This is a genomic window from Zunongwangia endophytica (assembly GCF_030409505.1).
Lineage (GTDB): Bacteria > Bacteroidota > Bacteroidia > Flavobacteriales > Flavobacteriaceae > Zunongwangia > Zunongwangia endophytica.
In genome coordinates this window covers 407,583-429,677 of the sequence record NZ_JAUFPZ010000002.1, presented here as the reverse complement: position 1 = coordinate 429,677, position 22,095 = coordinate 407,583, and the positions used below count along the sequence as shown (strand labels likewise).

General features: G+C 34.5%; 15 protein-coding genes and 1 pseudogene. 6 read left to right on the top strand and 10 right to left on the bottom strand.

Annotated elements, in window-relative coordinates; genetic code table 11:
* Positions 1-11 precede the first annotated feature (11 nt).
* Entirely contained in the window at positions 12-1,763 is a 1,752-nt protein-coding gene (locus tag QWY91_RS02060; protein WP_290231218.1) for a PAS domain-containing protein, read from the bottom strand.
* A 235-nt stretch (positions 1,764-1,998) separates the two neighbouring features.
* Here QWY91_RS02060 and QWY91_RS02055 point away from each other — a divergent pair, with 235 nt between their 5' ends.
* Positions 1,999-2,697, top strand: coding sequence for a tyrosine-protein phosphatase (locus QWY91_RS02055; protein ID WP_290231216.1), 699 nt, complete (start codon positions 1,999-2,001; stop codon positions 2,695-2,697).
* Here QWY91_RS02055 and QWY91_RS02050 read toward each other — a convergent pair.
* From QWY91_RS02050 to QWY91_RS02025, 6 genes and pseudogenes are all read right to left on the bottom strand, one after another.
* The gene (locus QWY91_RS02050) at positions 2,694-4,013 is read right to left on the bottom strand and encodes a polysaccharide biosynthesis protein (RefSeq protein ID WP_290231214.1); all 1,320 of its coding nucleotides are present in this window, start codon (positions 4,011-4,013) and stop codon (positions 2,694-2,696) included. The two genes, QWY91_RS02055 and QWY91_RS02050, sit on opposite strands and share 4 nt — an antisense overlap.
* A complete protein-coding gene (locus QWY91_RS02045) occupies positions 4,006-5,145 on the bottom strand; it encodes a DegT/DnrJ/EryC1/StrS family aminotransferase (RefSeq protein ID WP_290231212.1) in 1,140 nt (379 codons plus the stop codon). The genes QWY91_RS02050 and QWY91_RS02045 overlap by 8 nt, the downstream gene beginning before the upstream one ends.
* 27 nt (positions 5,146-5,172) lie before the next feature.
* Complete coding sequence (locus tag QWY91_RS02040) at positions 5,173-5,769, bottom strand: sugar transferase (protein WP_290231210.1); 597 nt, start codon at positions 5,767-5,769, stop codon at positions 5,173-5,175.
* A gap of 51 nt (positions 5,770-5,820) precedes the next feature.
* Positions 5,821-7,100 (bottom strand): annotated as a pseudogene (locus tag QWY91_RS02035) (nucleotide sugar dehydrogenase).
* Positions 7,101-8,111: an SDR family oxidoreductase gene (locus QWY91_RS02030; RefSeq protein WP_290231209.1), complete on the bottom strand. Its 1,011-nt coding sequence runs from the start codon at positions 8,109-8,111 to the stop codon at positions 7,101-7,103. It lies immediately after the preceding pseudogene.
* A complete protein-coding gene (locus QWY91_RS02025) occupies positions 8,108-9,127 on the bottom strand; it encodes a LacI family DNA-binding transcriptional regulator (protein ID WP_290231207.1) in 1,020 nt (339 codons plus the stop codon). Before QWY91_RS02025 ends, QWY91_RS02030 begins: the two co-directional genes overlap by 4 nt.
* Positions 9,128-9,525: 398 nt before the next feature.
* Between QWY91_RS02025 and QWY91_RS02020 the strand changes: the two genes are divergently transcribed.
* From QWY91_RS02020 to QWY91_RS02005, 4 genes are all read left to right on the top strand, one after another.
* Positions 9,526-9,660, top strand: a complete 135-nt coding sequence (locus QWY91_RS02020) for a hypothetical protein (protein WP_290231204.1) — start codon at positions 9,526-9,528, stop codon at positions 9,658-9,660.
* Positions 9,661-9,778: 118 nt separating this feature from the next.
* Positions 9,779-10,099 (top strand): phosphoribosylpyrophosphate synthetase, encoded by a 321-nt coding sequence (locus QWY91_RS02015; protein WP_290231202.1) that lies wholly within the window; start codon positions 9,779-9,781, stop codon positions 10,097-10,099.
* A 99-nt stretch (positions 10,100-10,198) separates the two neighbouring features.
* Positions 10,199-10,699, top strand: coding sequence for a Dps family protein (locus QWY91_RS02010; RefSeq protein ID WP_290231200.1), 501 nt, complete (start codon positions 10,199-10,201; stop codon positions 10,697-10,699).
* An 11-nt stretch (positions 10,700-10,710) separates the two neighbouring features.
* A complete protein-coding gene (locus QWY91_RS02005; RefSeq protein WP_290231198.1) occupies positions 10,711-11,619 on the top strand; it encodes a mechanosensitive ion channel family protein in 909 nt (302 codons plus the stop codon).
* Positions 11,620-11,692: 73 nt separating this feature from the next.
* Here the strand turns inward: QWY91_RS02005 and QWY91_RS02000 are convergent, their stop codons facing one another.
* Both QWY91_RS02000 and QWY91_RS01995 read right to left on the bottom strand, forming a co-directional pair.
* Positions 11,693-14,464 (bottom strand): outer membrane beta-barrel protein, encoded by a 2,772-nt coding sequence (locus QWY91_RS02000; protein WP_290231196.1) that lies wholly within the window; start codon positions 14,462-14,464, stop codon positions 11,693-11,695.
* 195 nt (positions 14,465-14,659) lie between these two features.
* Positions 14,660-18,379, bottom strand: coding sequence for a metallophosphoesterase (locus tag QWY91_RS01995; protein ID WP_290231194.1), 3,720 nt, complete (start codon positions 18,377-18,379; stop codon positions 14,660-14,662).
* A gap of 56 nt (positions 18,380-18,435) precedes the next feature.
* Between QWY91_RS01995 and QWY91_RS01990 the strand changes: the two genes are divergently transcribed.
* The gene (locus QWY91_RS01990; RefSeq protein WP_290231193.1) at positions 18,436-19,620 is read left to right on the top strand and encodes a Pycsar system effector family protein; all 1,185 of its coding nucleotides are present in this window, start codon (positions 18,436-18,438) and stop codon (positions 19,618-19,620) included.
* 15 nt (positions 19,621-19,635) lie between these two features.
* On the opposite strand, the gene QWY91_RS01985 is transcribed toward QWY91_RS01990, so the two are convergent.
* Complete coding sequence (locus QWY91_RS01985) at positions 19,636-22,002, bottom strand: GAF domain-containing protein (RefSeq protein ID WP_290231191.1); 2,367 nt, start codon at positions 22,000-22,002, stop codon at positions 19,636-19,638.
* Between the last annotated feature and the right edge of the window lie 93 nt (positions 22,003-22,095).

The window sequence follows — 22,095 nt, the reverse complement described above, 5'->3', positions numbered from 1 at the left end:
TGGGCGTAAATCTAATTATCGTATGTTTTCTCAGCTATTTTTCTAACGATAGCATCCAAATCATCTGCGGAATTTAATAATTTTTCTAACAAATCTTCATTTTCTGCAACATTTTTTTTGTCATGCTTTATAAGTTGCACTAATCCCATTATCTTTGCGAGTGGTGCTCTTACCATGTGTGACTGCTGCCAGGCTATTTCTTCTAGTTTGCGATTTCTCTTTTCAATCTGTTTTAAATGTTCCTTTTGCTGCGTAATATCCTGTTTCGACCCTATAATTCTTTCGGCATTTCCATCTGAATCATAAACAATATAACTACGATCTAAAAAAACCTTATAAAATCCGTCTGCACATTTAAAGCGATATTCTAACTGGAATGTTCGCTCTCCAGAACGTATTACTTTTTTAATTTTATCTATTACATGAAGACGATCCTCCGGATGAATATTTTCATTCCACCAATATCGAAATTCTTTCTTCATCACCTCTCTATGATCATATCCACAAACTTTGTAAATCGCCTTAGAAACTTTCACATTCTCACTTTCAATATTATAATCAGTAATAATATCACTTGTAGCTTCTGAAATAATTTCATATCCCGATAAACTTTCTGAAAGTCGGTTTCTTTGTTCTACCAAATCGGTTACATCTCTACTGTTAATCACTATACCATTTACAGGGGCATAATCTAAAAGATTAGTGACTTTTGTCTCGATAAAACGACAATAACCGGTACCGTCGATAAACCTATAGAACGGAAGACTGACTTTTTTATTAGGTTCATTTTTTATTCCACGGAGAAAAGTTGTTATGAAAGACTGATCCTCAGGATGCACATGACTGACAAAACTTTCAGTGATAATATCTTCAAGTTTGTAATGCAAAACGTTTTCACTACCGGGACTTAAATAGGTATACTTTAAATTTTCGTCTAGAATAGCAATTAGATCACCACCTTCCTGAACCAAAGCTTTAAAGCGTTCTTCGCTATTTTCAAGAGCTTTTTTTATTTTTACATTCTCTGTTACATCCCTGGCAAGCGTTAACCTAGCAGTCTTCCCATCATAATCAATGGGTGTACTGTGAAAGTTAACTCGAATTAATTGTCCGTCTTTTTTTCTATGAACAATTGTATCTTTAAAAAACTCATCGCTTCTTTTTCTTTTGACCAAGAATATTTCTTTCTCCTCTTCCACCTGCCATATATCATTTGCAGATTTTTGTAAAAATTCTCCTTCTGAATAGCCGTAGTGATTAATAGCTGCCTGATTGACACTCAAAAATTTTAAGCTCTGGCGATCCAACACCCACATAGGGAGCGGCGAAAAATAAAAAAGCGTTTTATAATTATTCTCAGATCGCTCTATTTGACATTTGTAGAATTTACGCTTAATTGTGAAATCTATACTACGTTTTAAAGAAGATGGATTTACTTCAGCTATATGCATATAGTCTTCTATGCCTCTTGCAAAAGATTCATAAGCGTACCTTCTAACTCTACAATTGGTAACAATTAGAACAGGAAATTCCTTTCGATCCGTTACAAAATCTAATATTTCATCTACATTAGATTCTTTGTAATTTAATTGCAATACCAGAATATCAAAATCGCAATTTTCAATTAAAATTCTTTTTAGAGAATCTAATCCGGTACACTGAGAAATATAGTAATTGGCTTCTTTTTTTAAAGCGCTGAGAAGTATCTCGGTTTCCGAAATAAAACCGAAAAGAAGTATATGTAATTTTGATGAAGTGTTCATAATTTCAAATGACCGCTAAAACCATCATTTAATGCAATAAGATTTAAAGGGACACCAAATTAATATTTTTTTAAGTTAAATTGGTGAAAATTTAGTTTTATTTAAAACAATTACTCAATTGCTTTCAAATATCATAATATTGAAGTTTTTTTTACTTGCTGATGTGGTAAAAACATGGTAATTTTCGAAAAAAGTAATTTAGATGTTTTCATTCTTTTCGAAGAAATATTTTTTCGTGGATCTGATAGAAGGTTTTACCGACTTTCATAATCATATTTTACCGGGGATCGACGACGGTTCGCCAGATGTTGAGACTAGCCTTCAGCTACTTAAAAAATTTGGGGAATTTGGTGTAACCAGTTTTGTGCACACCCCCCATGTGATGAATGATTATCATCCTAATACTCCTGAAACTATCCACGCTGCACTAGCAGAGTTGCAATCAGCACAGCATCCTGATATAAAGAATTCAGCAGCTGCAGAATATATGATGGATCAATCACTAATGGAAAAACTTGATGATGAGGAACTCCTAAAAATTTCAGGAAACTTCAGTCTGGTTGAGATGTCTTTTTTACAAGCTCCCATTAACCTTAAAGAAATCATCTTTAAACTTCAAAATAAGGGTCACGTATTAATTCTAGCCCATCCAGAGCGTTATGGATTTAATCATTCCGCAGATCTAAAAAAATACACAGATCTAAAAAATAGAGGTTGTTATTTCCAGCTGAATATGCTCTCACTTTCTGAACACTACGGAAAAGGCATCCAGAAAATGGCTTTCAAATTACTCGAAAATCAGATGATCGATTACATAAGTAGTGATGCGCATCGCATGGAACATCTAGAAAAATTACAGCATATTAAACTGAAGTCGAAAGAAATTGAAATGCTAAAGCCGATTATAGAAAAAAGTAAGGAGCTTTTTGCCTAAATCTTATAATTTTCGAGAATAGCTTTTTTCTCCTCTGGCGAAATTTTATCACTCAGCAATACGCTAAGCTGTTCCATAAAATCGTCATTGATCTCGGTATTTTCCAGGATTAAAAAATTACCATGTCGTTGAATCTCTTTCTCATTTTTAGCAATAAGTTGTTCCTGCTTCTTTTCCCCGCGCTTTAATTCTGTTCTTAAAATATCGGCAGATTGATTATACAACTTAAGATTTGCAAGTGTATTTAACGAAACTCCCTGTTCATTTTTGGAAATGAAAATTTGGCCAGAGCTTTCACTTTCCAAAATAAAATCGGTAAGCTTAAATACCTCCTGAAGCGTAAAAAAATATCGTGAAGCATCGCCATCGGTTAGGTTTATAGCATTTTTCCACTCAATCTGCTTCTGCCAAACCGGTAAAACCGAGCCGGTGCTTCCCAAAACATTCCCAAACCGAATCGTTTTAAAAGTTGTCTTCTCTCCAATCTGCGAAAACCAAAAACATAATCTTTCTGCCCAAAGTTTGCTTTTTCCCATAACAGATTTTGGCGCTACCGCTTTATCTGTCGACAGCAAAATACATTGTTCTGCTTTATAAGTTTCGGCTAAATAAAACAAAATATAAGCGCCCGCAATATTATTATTAATCGCTTCCTCCGTTTCATTTTCCAGTAAACTCACATGTTTATAAGCTGCTGCATGAATCACTATTTCTGGTTCAAATTCTTCGAATATAGAAGTCATTCTTTGCCGGTTGGTAACATCGGCTAAAAAACATCGAATATTAGCATTAGGGTATAAAAAACCGATTTCTTCTTTTAGAAAAAACAACGCCGACTCACTCTGATCGACAATTATGATTTCTGAAAACGAATCTGAATAATATTTAACCAAAGCTGAACCGATATACCCGGCACCACCAGTAATCAATAACTTTTTATTTTTCTGCGGAAATTTACTTGGACTTACTTTTTCGATTTTATAAAGATCCTGAAGCTCGAATTCTCTAAAATTGAAATCTGTTTTTAGGTCCTGCTGAAACGCAATCGTGAAAAGATCTGCTTTTGCTTTAATGGCATTATCTAAAAAAGTAGCTTTCTTCCCAAAATCAGATTTATAAACTTCTTCAATATAAATTACAGAGCAGTTATTTTCTTGAAACTCAAAATTCAAAAAATCCTCTGAATAAAGCTGATATTTATCGAAATTTAAGATGTTCGATTTTGGTGATTTTCGTTGAATAAATTCAGAAACTTCCTGAAATTTGGAAGCTTCTCCTATTAAAATAATTTGCTCTTTTAGATCTGGTTTAAGCATATTTTACTGCCGCTAATAGTTCGGTTTTTATAAATTGAAGATCTGCTTTAGTCATTGCAGTTCCTGAAGGTAAACATAATCCTTTTTCAAAGATTTCTTCAGCGATTGTTTCACCGTAAAAATCAAATTCAGAAAAGACTGGTTGGGTGTGCAGTGGTTTCCAAATTCGTCGAGTTTCAATATTTTTTTCAGCTAATCTTTTCATTAAATCTATGACCGATATTGGAGATTTTTCAGGATCTATTTCAAGAATAGTCAACCAATGATTACTATAAAAATCTTCTGAAGCTGCTGTATATACTTTAAAACCTTCAACTTCATTTAAAAATGAACTATAAAATTGCTGAATTTCGCGTTTCTTCTCTACTCTTTTTTTTAAAACATCGATTTGAGAAATTCCGATTGCCGCTAAAACATTACTCATTCTATAATTAAAGCCAATTTCTTTGTGAAGATAAAAACTCGCCGCTTCTTTTGACTGCGTGGCCCAGAAAATCGCTTTTTCCTTCTGAATTTCATTCTTGCAAACTAGCGCACCTCCTGCTGAAGTAGTTATTATTTTATTTCCGTTAAAAGAAAATATCGCTAAATCGCCAAAACTACCACAAAGCTTGTTTTTGAACTGACTTCCCATCGCTTCTGCCGCATCCTCGATCACCGGAATATCATACTTATTCGAAATTCGTTGAATTTCGTCTACTTTATAAGGCATCCCATATATATGAATGGCGATTATTGCTTTCGGCTTTTTGCCTTTTTCAATTTGAGATTTTATGGCTTGCTCTAAAAAATAGGGTGATAAATTATAAGTTTCCTTTTCGCTATCTACAAAAACCGGCTTTGCACCCAAATAAAGAACAGGATTAACCGAGGCTACGAAACTTAAACTTTGGCAGAGAACAATATCTCCTTTTTCGATATTTAGTAATTTTAATGCCAAATGCAGCGCAGATGTCCCAGAATTTAAGGCTGCTACCTGATAATTGCTTCCACCCAAAAACTTAGAAATTCTCGCTTCAAATTCACCAATCTGAGGTCCCACGGGAGCGATCCAGTTTTCCTGAAAAACCTCCTGAATTTTTTGCAATTCGTTACCGCTAAGATGTGGTGGTGAAAGCCAGATTTTCTTCATCCAATTGTTAATTTTAGGAAATATACTCTATTCTGCTTTCTTTTTAGGAATTACATTCTCAAAATTTACAGCATCATAGCCGTTGGAACTATAGATTGTCTTTAGAAAGATGTTTAAGTCTAACCAGAAGGTTTGATTTTCGATATAATAATTATCTAATCGATATTTTTCTGGCCATTTTAGCGAATTCCTGCCAGTTATCTGCGCCAATCCTGTTATGCCTGGTAAAACGCGATGACGATCACGTTGTAATTTATCTTTAAGATCGATGTAATATACCGGTAAAGGTCGCGGTCCTATAAAACTCATTTCAAACTTTAGAATATTAAAAAGCTGTGGCAATTCATCTAAACCAGATTTCCTTAGCCATTTACCAAGCTGAGTGACGCGACGCTCTTCATTTAGTAGATTTCCTTTAGCATCCTTTGCGTCTGTCATCGTTTTAAACTTATAGATCCTAAAACTCTTGGCATTCTTGCCTACTCGTTCTTGCACGAAAAAGGGATTAAGTTTATCAAGAAATAAAATCAAAATACTGATAAGTAAAAGAATGGGAAGAAATAAAAATAGTGCAAAAAGCGCAAAAATAAAGTCGAAACTACTTTTGACAAATTTGCGATACATACTCAATCACTTTTTATTTACCGAAAATTGAAGATTACTTCAATAGATCAATTATAGTTTCTTGTCGGCTTTTTCAGCTAAAACTCCTTTTACATCATATACAACAGCGTCGTCAGATTTCAATTCTGCCAGATCCATTTCTAAAAATTCCTGATGCGCTACCGCAAGAATTAAAGCATCAAATTTAGAATTTGGCTTTTGATGAAGCGTTTTAATGCCATACTCGTGCTGAACTTCTTCTGGATTAGCTAAAGGATCATACACCGAAACATTCACTCCGTATTCAACTAAATTTCGATACACATCGATCACTCGTGTGTTGCGTACATCTGGACAATTTTCCTTAAAGGTAAAACCTAAAATTAGAATATTAGAATCCTTAACTTTTAGATCGTTTTTCAGCATTAATTTAACCAATTCGGCCGCTACATATTGGCCCATACTATCATTCATTCGCCTACCGGCTAGGATGATCTCTGGATGATACCCAACTGCTTGTGCTTTTTGGGCTAAATAATAAGGATCCACGCCAATGCAATGACCACCAACCAAACGGGAGTAAACGGAATGAAATTCCATTTTGTTCCCGCAGCTTCTAAAACTGCTCTGGTATCAATTTCAAGAATATTAAAAATTTTCGCCAATTCGTTTACAAAAGCGATATTGATATCTCGCTGAGAGTTTTCGATCACTTTTGCAGCTTCGGCCACTTTTATGGATGCAGCCAGATGCGTACCTGCAGTGATTACAGAAGCGTAAATGTTATTTACTTCTTCAGCAACTTCTTTTGTGGAACCTGAAGTTACTTTTAAAATTTTATCTACAGTATGCTTTTTATCGCCGGGATTAATACGCTCTGGAGAATAGCCTACAAAAAAATCTTTATTGAATTGAAGTCCGCTTATTTTTTCTAAAACGGGCACACATTCTTCTTCTGTAGCGCCAGGATAAACTGTGCTTTCGTAAACTACGATATCTCCATCCTGAATTACTTTACCTACAGTTTCACTACTCTTGTAAAGTGGTGTAAGATCTGGTTTGTTGTTTTTATCAACAGGCGTAGGAACGGTAATAATGTAAAAATTACAAGTTTCTAGAGCGCTTACTTCATTAGAACAAAACAGTCCGTTTTCTTCAGAATTCTCCTCTTTTAGAACAGCTTTTAAAACTGTATTTTCGACCTCGAGTGTTTTATCTTCGCCTTGATTTAATTCATTTATGCGAGCCTGATTAATATCAAAACCTACAACAGCGTATTTTGTAGCAAAAAGTCGCGCTAATGGCAGCCCAACATATCCAAGACCAATTACTGCTATTTTCTTTTTAGTCATTTACTTTAAATTATTCCAATACCAGGAAACCGCTTCGGTTAAACCTTCTTTTACTGAAAAATCTGGCCGGTATCCAAGTAGCTCTTTTGCCTTTTCTATTGAAGCCTGAGAATGTGGAACATCGCCTTGTCGTGCAGCGCCATATTCAGCAGAAATTTTTGAAATTTCAGGATCAAATTTAGCTAATTCTGACTGCAATATATCAAGAAGTTCATTAAGATCGGTTCTTCCTCCACAAGCGACATTATAAACCTGATTAACGGCTTTTGGATTGTCAGTGGTAATTGCGAGAAGATTCATTTGAATCACGTTATCGATATAAGTGAAATCTCGAGAAAAACTTCCGTCGCCATTAATAATAGGTGACTCGTGATTCATTAATTTTTTTACAAACTTCGGAATAACAGCAGCATAAGCTCCATTGGGATCCTGATGCCTTCCGAAGACATTAAAATAGCGTAAACCAATGCTTTCTAAGCCGTATGTCCTTTGAAAAACATCTGCGTAAAGTTCGTTTACATATTTTGTTACCGCGTATGGTGACAACGGTTTCCCTATATTATCCTCTATTTTTGGCAAATCTGAAGAATCTCCGTAAGTAGAAGAACTTGCAGCGTAAATAAACCTTTTTACCCCGGTATCTTTAGCAGCAACAAGCATATTTAAAAAACCGCCAACGTTAACCTCGTTTGTTAATTGCGGATCCTTAATCGATCTTGGCACCGAGCCTAAAGCAGCTTGATGCAAGACATAATCGATATTTTCGCAGGCTTTTTTGCAAGCTTCTTCATCTCGAATATCTGCTTCGATTAGCCTAAAATTAGGATGATCTTCAAAACGTTTTAAATTGTGTCTTTTTCCAGTAGAAAAATTATCCAGACAAACTACTTCAGCATTAAAATCGAGAAGAGTTTTACACAGATTTGAGCCAATAAAACCTGCACCACCGGTAACTAAGATTTTACTGGTGGCAAGCGTTGCTGTTTTATTTTTATCTATTAAATTTTTCACTTATCAGAATCAAAATCTGTAGATTCTAAATGGATCAATTTAGTTTTTATAATTTTCTCGGTTGTTTTGTTTAATTCGGCTTCTCCCTTAAGTCGCTTTCCTAGAAGTTTCATGGCTCCTTTACCAATCTTACGTGGATTCTGTTCTATATAACTGATTGACGGATTCAGGTATTTTGTAATTTCTTCATTCAAAAACCCAACAACCTTTAAATCTTCAGGAATTCGAATATTATTTTGGTGGGCGTAACGATAAACTTTCATCGTACTTTCTGTATCACAACAAAGAACAGCCTGTACACGATCTTCGCTAAGAATTTCATGAATTCTTTCATCCAAAAATTCTCTACGAGTAGAAGCAGCAATATGTTCTTTCATGCTTGGTAATAAAGCTTCCTGATAGCCGCGTATTCTCTCCTTACCATTTACTAAATGTAGTATTGTAGAAACTACACCAATCTTCTTTAATCCTTTTTTAATAAGTTTAGTGGTCACTTTTTTAAAGCTTTCAGCATCATCGACACCAACTTTATCTACCGGCATATCGTAATTAATACGATCGTATAAAACTACAGGTATATCATAATCGATAAGTTGATAAATATGATCGAAAGAACGTTTACGTTGCGTTTCTTCTGCAATAGAAACTAAAACACCATCTACAAAACCAGATGTAAGGTGATCGATAATTTGTACTTCTCTATCGTAAGATTCGTTAGAAATATATGTAATTACCTGCAAACCTTCTTCCTGCGCTTTAGCTTCGATCCCAGAAAGGACTTTCGCGAAAAACACATTGGCGATATTTGGAATAATCACCCCAATAGTTCCACTTTTACTGCTTTTTAAATTAACAGCTACAGGATTAGGACGATAATTATGAAGTTTCGCCAACTCTTTAACGCGCTCTACAGTTTTCTGACTGATTTCAGGACTGTCATTAAGTGCCTTTGATACAGTAGAAACTGAAACGTTTAGCAACTTAGAAAGCTCTTTTAAGGTGATCTTATTTTTCATACCTTCAACCTAAAGTTAATATCTGGTTTAAATTCAAAGAAAAGCAATTTTGACTTTGAAAGAAAATAAATTCGACGAGATGTAACTGGTCTTATTTATTTTTAAGTGTGCAAAGATAGCTTATCCAAATCACAAACCCAACCCCCTATTTTTATTATTATTCTTGATGAAAATTAAATATTAGACGCTATTCGGCAGAAAATCTAGGGCTTACTATTTCAAAGTGCTCGAAATATCAAGTTCACCCCCTTTATTCTTAGACCATAGAAAAAAAACCTCAGCAATTTTATCGAATATTCACTAATCCCATTTATAGATTTTTTGAGTTTATTTGTTGGATTAAATAACTTGTCGTCCAAAAATTAATTCTTCATAATTTCGATCAAACATTTTTTTTCATGAAAATTCCGAAGTCTTATTGGTTCTATATTATCGCTGCCATCATCACGATAGTTGATTTGATAACGGGTTGGTATTTCTTTTTTCTGCTTGTTATTCCTTTTGGTTTATTCGGAAGAAATAAAGAAGAATAAATGCAGTTCTAAAGGAATCGCCAAATCGAGTTAAACTTATACTAAACACTCCAAATCACTTGGAAATAAAGCATTCTCAACGTAATTTAACATTTGAAATAAATTGAAAACTAAGAAAATGAAAGATTACGGAACCCTGTCTCAGGCAATTAATAAACTGAAATTAGAAGAAGGATATGAACACGATTTTAACCTTTTAGATGAACATTTAGAGCTTAAATCTGAAGACGAAAAATTTGGAGCACATGAGTTTGATGTGGACAAAGTTCTTCGTTTTGAAGGAATGAGTAATCCAGACGATAATTCTATACTATACGCAATCACTACAGAAAGCGGTCGTAAAGGTACTTTGGTTGATGGTTATGGAATTTCAAGTGGTCAACTTTCTGACAAGATGACCAAAAAACTGGATCTTAAAGAAAACCGACCTATAAAGTAAATTTATATACCTATTTGATTTAACTTCTGAAATAAGATTTTTAAACAAATGAAGTATTGTAAATTTGTATTGAAATTAAGAAAACTATAAATAAATACTATGAATTACTTAGGATTAGACAAAGAAAAAACAGCCGTTACAGTAGATGAGCTAAATATTCTATTGGCTGATTATCACATATATTATCAAAAACTTAGAAACTTTCATTGGAATGTAATCGGTAAAAACTTCTTCGATCTACATGAGAAGTTTGAGGAAATGTACGATGAAGCAAAACTGAAGATTGATGAGATTGCTGAACGTATTTTGACATTAAGATTCCAGCCAACGAGTAATCTAAGTGATTATCTCAAAATGGCCAATCTGGAAGAATCAATTTCTGAACTTACAGATTATGATATGATCGAGCAACTAATTGATGACCACGGAATTTTGCTGAAGCAAATGCGTAAGGTTGTGAAATGTGCAGATACTGCTGGTGATGAAGGGACTATAGATCTAATTGGAGCATACATTAGAGAGCTTGAGAAAACAAGCTGGATGTTAGATGCATGGAAGATGAAAACTACAGAAACTCATAAAGCTATTGCAGCCGAATAATCTTTAAATACATGTTTGAGAGTTTTGATTTTAAAAAATCTATAAATTCATTAGTTGATAAACTAACTGGATGGCTTGACAGCCTAATCGTGAACCTGCCAAATATTATTTTGGCAGTTCTCGTTTTTATACTTTTTTGGTTTGTAGCAAAGTGGGTTGGCAAATTTGTTAATCGACTTCTAATTAAGAAAGTTAAGCAAGATTCTATAAGAGAGATTACCGTCAAAGTTTTAAAAGCAACAATCACACTTGTTGGATTTTTCGTGGCTTTAGGACTTTTAAATCTCAACCAACTGCTTACCTCCATTCTCGCTGGTGCGGGAGTAATTGGTTTAGCTGTCGGCTTAGCGCTGCAGGGGCCCTTAAATAACAGCTTTTCGGGTGTTATATTAAGTTTCTTACCAGAACTCCAAATTGGCGATTGGGTGGAAACAAACGGTTATGCTGGTTCTGTAATGGAGATTAACTTGAGAAGCATAAAGATTAAGCAATCGGATAATAATTTTGTAATTATACCAAATACTAAAATTGTAAACGAATCTTTTAAAAATTTCAGTAGAACTGAACGTTCGAGAATTTTTGTAAACTGTGGTGTACATTACGATTCTGATCTAGAAATGGTGAAGAAGTTAACTGAAGATACCATAGCCGATTTATTTCCGCAAAATGGCCAGGAAGAAGTGGAATTTATGTATAATGAATTTGCGGATAGTTCGATTAATTTTACCGTTAGATTCTGGACCGACGCTAAAAAGAATTACGATATTTTAGTTGCACAAAGTCGAGCTATTATAGGAATCAAGAAAGCTTTTGATGGTAAAGGTATTAATATTCCGTTCCCCATTAGAACGATTGATTTTTCAAACAAACTGAATTTGAATCAGGCTCAGGAAAAATCCAGTCAGGATTCAGAAGATTAAAAAATTACAAGATTTCTTTATAAAAGCGGCTTTTGGATTTCCAAAAGCCGCTTTTTATTTAACTAAACTCAGCTTAGAAGAAAAAATTGGTTTCTCTAACTTCTCCTTTTTTACCCAAGGTATTAAACTTGTAACTAAAGCCTATCATAAAGTATTGCTGCAAAACGGTACTTTGCACATCCTCTATAAAGTTACCTGAAGTTTGACGTTCTGTATTTGTATTTTGATTTAAGAGATCAAAAGCTTTTAAACTTATATTGCCTTTGTTATCTAGAATAGAATAAGTTAATGTACTATTCCATAACAGGGTGTTTTTCTGAAAAGCTTCGCCAACATTAGGATTATTAAAATAGCGAAGATCATTTTGCCACTCTAAATTTTTCGGCCAATTTGTAGTTGCTCTTAATCGCAATTCGTGCCGAGTAAATTCATAATCTTGTATGGCATTAATATCGAAATCGGTATTATTAAATCTAACGGTATATCCTGGTCGTAACTCTAAGAAATCCCCGAGCGTATAAGTTAAGTTCAAAGTTGGGTTTAAAGCTGTGGTATTGCTGTTATAAATTTCATTGTTTATAAAATTCACATTTCTCAGTAACGTTCCATAAAATCCTAAACCTATTCTAAAGGACGAAAGAGAATCAATTTGCACTTCTTTACTATAACTAATACTTCCTGATCCTGTAAAGGCACCGTCGACATTATCGTAAGTTGTAGTTCTCACAAAATTATTATTTACGGTAGACTTGGAAACTACCTGATCGTCGGTATAACTATACACAATATACGCGTAAAACCCGCTTCGCGATTGAAAATCATAATTATTATAGTTCAAGTAAAATTGGGTTTCGTTTGAAGGTTTTAAATCTGGATTACCTTGAATAATGTTTAATGGATCTGAAACATCAACATAAGGTGATAATTGCCGAACTTGGGGTGCATTATTATTTCTTGAAACCGATGCGTATATTCTCGTTTTCTGACTAAGCGAATAATTCATATTCAAATCAAATTCGATAGCATCAAAATCCTGAGAAAAATCAAAATCTCTTAAATTATCACGACTAGATAGTTCTCTTAAAACGTAGCCGACATCTAAACCAAGATTGAGCTTTTCTGTATTCCAATCTACCCCAAATTCAGGTCTGTAGTATTCATTAATATTTTCAAAATCGGTACTTTGCTCTTCATTAAAATTGTCTAAAAAAGAATCGCCATTTACATCGTAAACATATTGTTTATCATCTCTGGAATCATTTCCGTATCCGGCTTCAGCATTAAGAAAAAGCTTGTCCTTCAATACCGGTATTCGATATTTTAAAGATGAACTAATATTTGCATTATCCTGGTTTCCATCAGTAACTTGATTTCTAAAGATATCTTCTCCTTCTTGCCCAAAAGTTTCTGCGGAAGTCAGTATAAAAGATTCTGATTCATTTTTCTCGACATTCCCTTCGGTTCGCAGCGATAATGAAGATCCGTTTGCCCATTTTTTATTTACATTGAAGTTACCTCCAAAACTTTGCCCGTCACTAAACGTTTGGTTATCACTTTCGGACTGGTTTACCAGTTCTCCAGCTTCATTATAGGTTTCAGAACTGCTCTCGTAATTATTTTCTGCTTTTGTGGTACTAAAGGTAGGTCGAGCATCGATAAACCAGGTAGTATCTGGCTTTGTTGTAAACTTCATATTCGCCTGATGACGATCGGTATTTCCATCACTTCTAGAATAACTTTCTGTAAAAAAACGCTCGTCTGGTAATATATTTTGTCGCTCTCGCTGCGTATTTTCGTAATTATTTGATCCTGAATAAAAATAATCTGCGGATATCTCTGAAGTTTCTCCCCAAGAATCTGCAAAATTCAAACCACCAGTTCTGGAATTTATAATTCCACTTCCAAAACCAAAATTACGACCGTTGATGCTAAAAGCTCCAGAGCTAGAAACCATTAAACTACCTCCTCCTCCAAACATTTTTTCAATTTCACCAAAACTAAATCCCGGGGAATTGATATTGTTTCCTCCACCAAGTGCACTTATTTGTAAATCATTATCAAAATAATTTACCAGTCCAGCATATTCAAACCTCTCGTCTGTTCCTCCGCCGCCAGAAACTCTACCAAAGATTCCTTTATTTTTATCTTCGTCGATGGTTATATTAATAGTTTTGTTCTCGCCATCGCTATTTTCGCCGGTAAACGCATCTGAATCTGATTTCGAATCGGAAACCTGTATTTTACTGATCATCTCTTTGGTAAGATTTCTGGTTGCGATCGTAGGATCATCTCCGCCAAAAAATGTTTTACCGTTTACCAGTATTTTATTTACCGGCTTTCCATTCACCGTTATATTTCCTTCAGCATCTACCTCAACTCCTGGTAATTCTTTCAGCAAATCCTCTACGGTAGCATCTTTCTTAGTCTTAAACGATTCTGCATTAAATTCAAGCGTATCCTTTTTTATTGTTACAGGTGCACGTCTTGCTTTTACTAAAACATCACCTAACGACTCCACCTGAAATTCTAAAGAAATAGGATCTAAATTTATTATTCTGCTTTCTTTTAAGCTAACCCGACTTTCATACGGTACATAACCAACAAAAGTGACATACAAATTCAGCTCCTTTAGAGATGTTATACCTTTTAGTTTAAAAGAGCCATCTTTATCGCTAATTGTGTAGGTTACCAGTGTACTATCGCTAACAGCTTCGGCAAAAACTGTAGCTGCTTCTAGTGGTTCAGCGGTTTCTTTATCTAATAATTTTCCTAAAATTTCGAATTTCTGAGCAGTTAGCGATACACTGAAAAGTCCTATGGTGAGAACCAGTAATTTTTTGAGCATGAGATGATTGTTTTGATTGATGTCCTCTAAGAACTAAAAAAACAGTTATAAAATTGCGAACAATTAATCTTTTAAGTTTTATTTAACATTCTTAGGTATTCCCTATTTTTAGATTTCATCTCTAAATCATCAAATATGAATCAAAAAAAAACCTGCAAAAATGCAGGTTTCTTTTATAAAAGTTAAAATATTTTACTAGAATCTAAATCCAAAGCCAAAGCTCAGTCGCCATCCTTCATCACCCTTAAAAACATTTAGAGTTCCGTTTACGGCTTCCGCACTATTAATCCAAATACCACCACCGTAGCTGTCGTGCCATTCATTACTATCTTCACTATCTGCCCAAACTCGACCAATATCATATCCTCCAAAAACTCCTATCTGAAATGGCAAAAATGACGTTTTGAATTTATTAAAGCTATAACGTAGATCTCCACCTGTTGCAAATGTGCTTTTACCTGCAAAACGCTGCAACCTGTAACCTCGCAAACCAGATCCACTACCCAGTACTGCTGCCTGATAAAATTCGTAATCGGTACCGATGTTTATTTGCGTTTGTACGTGACTTTTAAGCACCAGTTTTCTACTTCGTATTAGAGAATTGTAAAATTCCAGATACGATTTGAAATAGCCGAAATTGCGATCTGTTTCAGAGGTGTTTAATTTCCCTCCTAAATTCAGATCAAATTGCATCCCTCTACTAGGATTTAAAACATCATCATAACTCTCGTAACGATAGAGCGCATCAAGACCTGCAAAAAACTTTCTATCAAAAAAGCCATCGGAATCTTCAGGAGTAAATTCATCTATAAAACGTCCTTCAGTATTATCAACTTCTACCGTTTCGAAACTCGCTTTGTAGCTAAAATAGCTTCCAAATGGCGTTTCATTAACTAAACCAATATCACCGCCAATTCGGCTAATCTTAACTCGGTTAAAATCCAATGTTCTTTCATCATCGAAATTTACGGTTTCATTTCCGTAGCCAAAAAAGTTTCTGGCAAAATTAGGACTAGTAAAATGAGCTCCTACCTGCAAATTGTAATTACCAATTATTGTAGCGAATCTTGCTTTATAATCTAGATCGAATCCATCTGTTGCGAAGTAAAAACCAGCGTTTAGTTCATGCTGAGAGGTGTAAGGATTACGCTTAAAATCGTTTATGGTATAAAGCGCTTTAAAACCAAGCTTTAAACCATCATCTGGATTATAACCTATCCCGGGCGTTATGCTAGTAGACTTAAATACCTTTTTGTCTTTATCGTAAACATTTAAATCATATTTATCCGTAAATCTAAAGCGGGAATCTTCCCCTTCTTCTATAGTATTTGGTTTCGATTTGTAATCGTAGATTTTAAGTCTTTTACCATTTCTAATTCTATAAATATCATTATTCTGGCCGCCAATAACACGGGTATAAATTAAGTGATCCCCTTCGCCATCTACCGTAATAATATCGTCGTCATCTAAAGCATAAACCCAAATATCTTTTGTAAATTCTTTATCGTAAACATAGTCGCTAACAACGTCTTTACGCTCTCCTTTTTTATTACGATAAACAGTAACCCTTGTTTTACCTTCGGGCATGCGGGTAATATCTATAAAATCATCTTTATCGGTTCCCGTTACGATTGCCAGTTTGGCGTAATAATCATAGTATCGCTCGGCGATTTCAATGATATTATCTCTTCTACCTTTTACTTTTTCAATAAGATCTTGTGTAATATCGCCTTGTGTTTCCGATGGCAATTTGCTGAAAGCATTTTCTATAACCTGATCGGTTATATTTTCCTGCACAAATCTGGCCTGAGATAACCAGGTATCCTTTCCGGTATTCTGAAGAATAGAACGATCTAGACCAATTGCAGCAATATTAAACCACTCAATATTTGGTAATTTTTTATCGTAAACCGCAAATTGATTTGCGAGACCTACTAGCGAGCGCAAAGTTCCAAAAAAAGCACCGTCAAAATTTGAAAAAACCTGATCCCGATCTCTTGGTATAGGTGTGAAAGTATGGTTTCCTTCTGCGTCTTCGTTCTCTGCCCATCTCCATTGATCTTGATGTCGATCCCAATCGCCAACAAGCATATCAAAAATTCTAGCTTTTACGTAAGCAGTTTCATCTACTTTATACTTTTCGTCTCTTCTAATCCGTTCAAACATATCTGCTGTGCTCACGATATCATGGTTAGGAGAACCAAAACTTTCGCTCTCCAGCCAATGCTCTTCAGGACGTTCTACAATCATATAAACATCATCACCATGATTTTCATTCATGGCGCCAAGATTATCTTGCTTCGGTAAATAATATATTTCAGGATTTGTATGCGCTAAACCAATAGCTTCAGACAATGTAGGAATCGCTAAAAAACCAAATGGATGTGCTGAAGTATAAAAATCGCTAATTATATCTTCTGCTGCTGTATTCTCAAATTGTTTTTCTATCGGCTTAGTTTTATAAGCGACAGTCTGCAAAAATTGCACAGCGTCCTTTCTTATTCTTCTAATATTATATTCTCTATCTAAAGAATCTTTAACACGAATAGATACCGTTTGATGACCGCCACCTTCCAACATTGGTGTTAATCCTCCATACAGCGTATCCAAATCTGCTACTTTGTAAGTAACATCGGTACCGTATAATTTTCGATAGCGTTCACCCCATAAAGTTTTATACAACCCGCTAACATCAGTTTCTTCTTTAGAGTAAATACTTGCAGTTTCTGTTTTAGAAAAAGAATTTGGATACTCGGCCAGTTCGTAAGGTTTAGGGGAAGCAAAAACTTCTTTCTGATACATCAATTCTGGTTTATCATCTTTATTTCGGTAATAACTTACCCAGGAAGAACCATCCTTAAAAACATCGTAAACCGCAAAACCCTGAAGTGAAAAGGCGAACAATCCATCTGTTCCCAACGCTACGTAATTCTCTTTGGAACCAGATCCTGAAATGATCTGCTTTATCCCACCATGGTCGATATATTGAAGGGTATGTTCGTGACCAGAAACAAAGACCACTCTTTCCTGCCCTTTTGCAAGAGTTTCCAAACGATCTGAAAGTGACTTATAACGTTCATTTTGTAAATCCTGAATAGATACTCCGCCGGTCGTTCTTATAAGCATTGCTAACGAGCCAAGAAGAGGAATAGGTATTTTATTCTGAGAAGGATACAAATGCCTGTTGAAGTTATATTGCCCACCGTGAATTCCATTTGAAAATAATGGATGATGCAACGCAATAACTACAGTTTTGTTCTGCGATTTTTTCAGTTCGCTTTCAATTTCAAGAAATAAAGCTTCTCTTGTTTTAATTTGATCGCAATTATCATTGATCGTTGGGTTTTTATCCCAATCCTCTAAATACCACTGAGAATCGATAATAATCATTTGAATATCTTCCGATATTTCTTTGATTTCCAAACCACAACCTGTACCGGGTGACCAGTCTAAAGAATCACCATATTGTTCTATCAAATACTCTTCCTGGCGCTCTAAGCCTTCTATTCGCTCACTATACCAATCGTGATTACCGGGTATATAAATTACTTTACCATTATAATTTTCTACTGCATCCAGTTGCGCATCAAGTCGATATTCCGATTGTTCTCTTAAAGGATCATCTTTGGGGGGCATTCCCGCTGGATAAATATTATCCCCTAAAAAGATGGCGTAATCGCCCCGTGTATCTCGTTCTTTAATAAACTCTTTAAAAACAATTAAAGCTTTTGAAGTTCCTCCTGCCGGTGAATATCCTCCATCACCTAAAAGATAAAAGGTCTTTTCAATTTCTTTATTTTCAGGATATTCGAAATTTGAAGTTGGTTCTCCCTTTCGATATTTAGGATCTGAACTTGTACAAGAAGCGACAAGCGTTAAAATTAATAAAAAACAGTAGTAGTTATTTCTTTTCATAAATGTTGTTACACAAATTTTCGTAATTTGGCCTCTGTTAAACAAGTAATTTATAGATGAACAACCTATTAGATAAAGCTGATAAATATATCCTTGAATTGTTCAAGGAAGACCTTCCAAATACTTATCTATACCATAATTATAAGCACACTGAAAGGGTTGTTAAAAGTACAGAAGAATTAATTGAACATTCTGAAATTAATGTTAAACAAGAAGAAGCACTCAAGCTGGCTGCATGGTTTCACGACACTGGTTATACCGAAGGGTATGAAAAGCACGAAGAATCTAGTGTTAAAATAGCTGAGAAATTTCTGAAAGAAAATAACGCTACCCAGGAACTTATAGATATGGTTTCCCGGTACATCATGGCTACGAAATTTAGCCATAATCCTGAGGGAATTGGAGAAATGATTATACGCGATGCCGATTCTTCTCATTTTGCAAAAGAATATTACGACGAAACCAGCGAGCTTTTAAGACAGGAATTGCAACTCCATAATCGTAAAAATTTCTCCTCTACCGAGTGGATCATGGAGAATATTAAAATGCTTACTGAAAAGCATACCTTTTATACCGATTATGCCCTAAAAAACTGGAATCAGGCAAAAGAACAAAATCTCTTAAATCTCGTAGAGAAACAAAATAAAAGAGAAAAGAAACTTACCAAAGAAGAACATAAAGCGCGTTTAAAAGCGAAATATAAAAACGACAATCCCGAACGTAGCATACAAACTTTGTTTAGGGTAACGCTTCGAAATCATATTAAGCTGAGTGATATTGCAGATACCAAAGCTAACATTCTATTATCTGTAAATGCTATTATAATCTCTTTGGCTATCTCTAATCTTATTCCAAAATTAGATGCTGTAAGCAATCGCCATCTGCTTATTCCTACGTTGGTATTAGTGCTTTTCAGCGTTGCTTCTATGATATTATCAATAATGTCTACCCGCCCAAATGTAACTACAGGCGAGTTCACCAAAGAACAAGTTAAAAACAGAGATGTTAATTTATTATTCTTCGGAAATTTTCATAAAATGCCTTTCGACTTATTTAAGTGGGGAATTAATGAAATGATTCAAGATAAAGACTATGTTTACGAATCCTTGATGCTGGATCTACATCTTTTAGGTAAAGTGCTTCATCGAAAGTACTTATTACTAAGATTAACCTACACTGTTTTTATGCTAGGAATAATCGTATCTGTAATTGCTTTTGTAATCGCCTTTTATCTTATGTAAGAATCAAGGAAGAGTTTAATGCAACTCTTCCATTAGATTTTCATAAGTTATAGGTTCTTCTTGATCTTGTTTATCTGAAGTATACAAAACATTTATACGTATTGCTTTTAAGCCAATAACGCCCTGAACGTCTTCCAATTCCAGTAATTCTAATTCGTCACCCAGATAATTTTTGGCCTGTAAATATTTTACATATCTCAGGTATTCCCGCTCATCAGATTTTTGAGAATAAATAATTACAATCTTACCTTTCTGAGTAATTCGCTCTTCAGTTCCTTTTATAAATGCTTTATCTATTCTTTTCTTGATAATCTCATATCTCGCATTATAAGTACCATCTACATCGAATTTCTTTTCATCCATTCGATATCTGATCGATAACGTAGAATTATAAACCAAAATCAATGAAGCGGCATCTAAATGCATAGGAGTCGATTCTTGCAAATGATAGAATTTATTCTCCATTTCTACCATGGTTTTAATTTGCCATAACCTCAAATTAAAAAGATATACGTTATTAAAGGGTCTATTCTTAGTAAGCGAAGATCCTATATACATATTGTGATCTACACCATCGGTTTTGTAACGTTCAAAATAATGTGGATAAATTTGCTGCGCTTCGGCCTGTTTCTTGTCTAAAAATCGCGACATAGTGCGATTAATTTGCTGCACGGTATCATCGTAGTTTTTCCGGTTATCATAGACAATACCTGTCTCAGGATTTAGCAAATTTTGATAATCGGAAACCATTGCTCTAATTTCTTCACTTTGCTTTTCTAAGTGTTCCATCAAAGGATTTACTTCTTTCTGTAATAACCCGAATATTTTTTGCTCACTACTAGCATTTAAGCTTTCATCTATATCTACTCGAAAATCTTTAATTCTAAATTTAACCTGCTCGTAGATCGGTAGTTCTTCAATTTCATAAGCTTTATCAATAATATCCATTATCATATCTAACTGATATAGCAGATCTTTCTGAATAGCATCGTTCCTGGCATCACTACTTGCCACGATGTCAATTTGTCCGTATAAGGGATAAACGTCTTTAAAAACAATATCTTTAAATGAAGCTAAACCGTCGTTATCATAATCGCTGATGAATTTTCGCGCCTCGCGCTCAAAAATCCATAGCACACTTGGATGAATGGATGTACATTCACTTTGGATAACCGCTTTTACACGATTTTCGAAATCATTTTTATTACGCTCTGATGCCGTAATGATGTATGGCAAAATCTCATCAAGCTTCATAGCGTTGATTCGATTTAATACATTTTTACGATTGGCTACTAACTCTAATACTCCTACTAAGTTGCCATTTTTAGAAAGCGGTGCCAAAATGCAGCTTTTCACATCGTTCGCGAGAAGATTTTTAGCTAACAGATTATCGTTTTCTTTAGCATAGATTTCAACATTAGGAATGCTAAATTTTTTATTCTTCTCGATAAGACTATTAAAACTTTGCTCACAAATACCGGTTTTGCAATCGCTGGATAAATCTTTATTCAGCATAAAACTTTTCGCTTTCATCTTAGTGACGCGCTCAAAAGTTTTTTCGTCCATATTGTAACCGGTAAAACCTACACGAAGATCAGGAACTTTATAGATTGTCCTAAAAATACGTTCTAATTTGTCTAATTCATCCTTACGTGTTGTTTTTTGAAAAAGCAAGGTGGTTTTCAACTCAGATATTGCATCTTCAATAGTAACATCTGTAAGGTTTACAATAATAAATCCTTTAAAAACCCAACTACATGGCGGGAATTTCTCTTTCCATAGATCGATATTCTCTACATCCTGTAATAATTCATCTACATCTTCCTGCGTAATTTCGTTTGCTTCATCTTTTGGGTATAATTCAACAAAATCACCATTCAAACTCGCTCTATAATGTTTTTCAATTCCGTTTTCATCTGGAATATCATAATATGGCGGCCTAGAAAAATCTATATTAAAATTGTAGTAATTATTTAGAATATTGATACAAGCGTGAATGTATTTAGAATTCCCATCAATTTCTCGCATTTCGGGCTTAAAATCGTTTCCTGCTGCTTCTATAATTTTCTTTAAGCGATTAGAATGATTAAAAAGCAAATTATGATAAGGGATAGAAACTGCTTTGATTTCGTTATTGCTTAAAACACTAGGAAAAAGATCGTCCAACAGAATTTTTATCGGATCCTTATACTTTTTTAAATCTTCTATAGTCTCAATTCCATCAACCAGTTTTGGATAATCTTGGATATAATTTAATACACTTTCGATATAACTTTTGGCAATAGGATTTTCTTCGAGCTTAAGCCGATCTTCATATTGCTCTATCACTTTATGAAAGCTAATTTTTATATCTAGGGGGAAATCCTGTTTCTGTTCCTTCATTCTATATTGGTTCGTTTTCCAAGCTAATAGCGGACTTTAAATTACAAAACTTTTGCAATAATCACACCGCTTTCAATCGCCAGTTCATTACTT

Coding starts and splice junctions, on each gene's coding strand:
- QWY91_RS02020 (WP_290231204.1), top strand. CDS start 9,526: ATGAAAATTCCGAAGTCTTATTGGTTCTATATTATCGCTGCCATCATC.
- QWY91_RS01990 (WP_290231193.1), top strand. CDS start 18,436: ATGAACAACCTATTAGATAAAGCTGATAAATATATCCTTGAATTGTTC.
- QWY91_RS01995 (WP_290231194.1), bottom strand. CDS start 18,379: ATGAAAAGAAATAACTACTACTGTTTTTTATTAATTTTAACGCTTGTC.
- QWY91_RS02010 (WP_290231200.1), top strand. CDS start 10,199: ATGAATTACTTAGGATTAGACAAAGAAAAAACAGCCGTTACAGTAGAT.
- QWY91_RS02015 (WP_290231202.1), top strand. CDS start 9,779: ATGAAAGATTACGGAACCCTGTCTCAGGCAATTAATAAACTGAAATTA.
- QWY91_RS02060 (WP_290231218.1), bottom strand. CDS start 1,763: ATGAACACTTCATCAAAATTACATATACTTCTTTTCGGTTTTATTTCG.
- QWY91_RS02000 (WP_290231196.1), bottom strand. CDS start 14,464: ATGCTCAAAAAATTACTGGTTCTCACCATAGGACTTTTCAGTGTATCG.
- QWY91_RS02045 (WP_290231212.1), bottom strand. CDS start 5,145: ATGAAGAAAATCTGGCTTTCACCACCACATCTTAGCGGTAACGAATTG.
- QWY91_RS02040 (WP_290231210.1), bottom strand. CDS start 5,769: ATGTATCGCAAATTTGTCAAAAGTAGTTTCGACTTTATTTTTGCGCTT.
- QWY91_RS01985 (WP_290231191.1), bottom strand. CDS start 22,002: ATGAAGGAACAGAAACAGGATTTCCCCCTAGATATAAAAATTAGCTTT.
- QWY91_RS02025 (WP_290231207.1), bottom strand. CDS start 9,127: ATGAAAAATAAGATCACCTTAAAAGAGCTTTCTAAGTTGCTAAACGTT.
- QWY91_RS02005 (WP_290231198.1), top strand. CDS start 10,711: ATGTTTGAGAGTTTTGATTTTAAAAAATCTATAAATTCATTAGTTGAT.
- QWY91_RS02050 (WP_290231214.1), bottom strand. CDS start 4,013: ATGCTTAAACCAGATCTAAAAGAGCAAATTATTTTAATAGGAGAAGCT.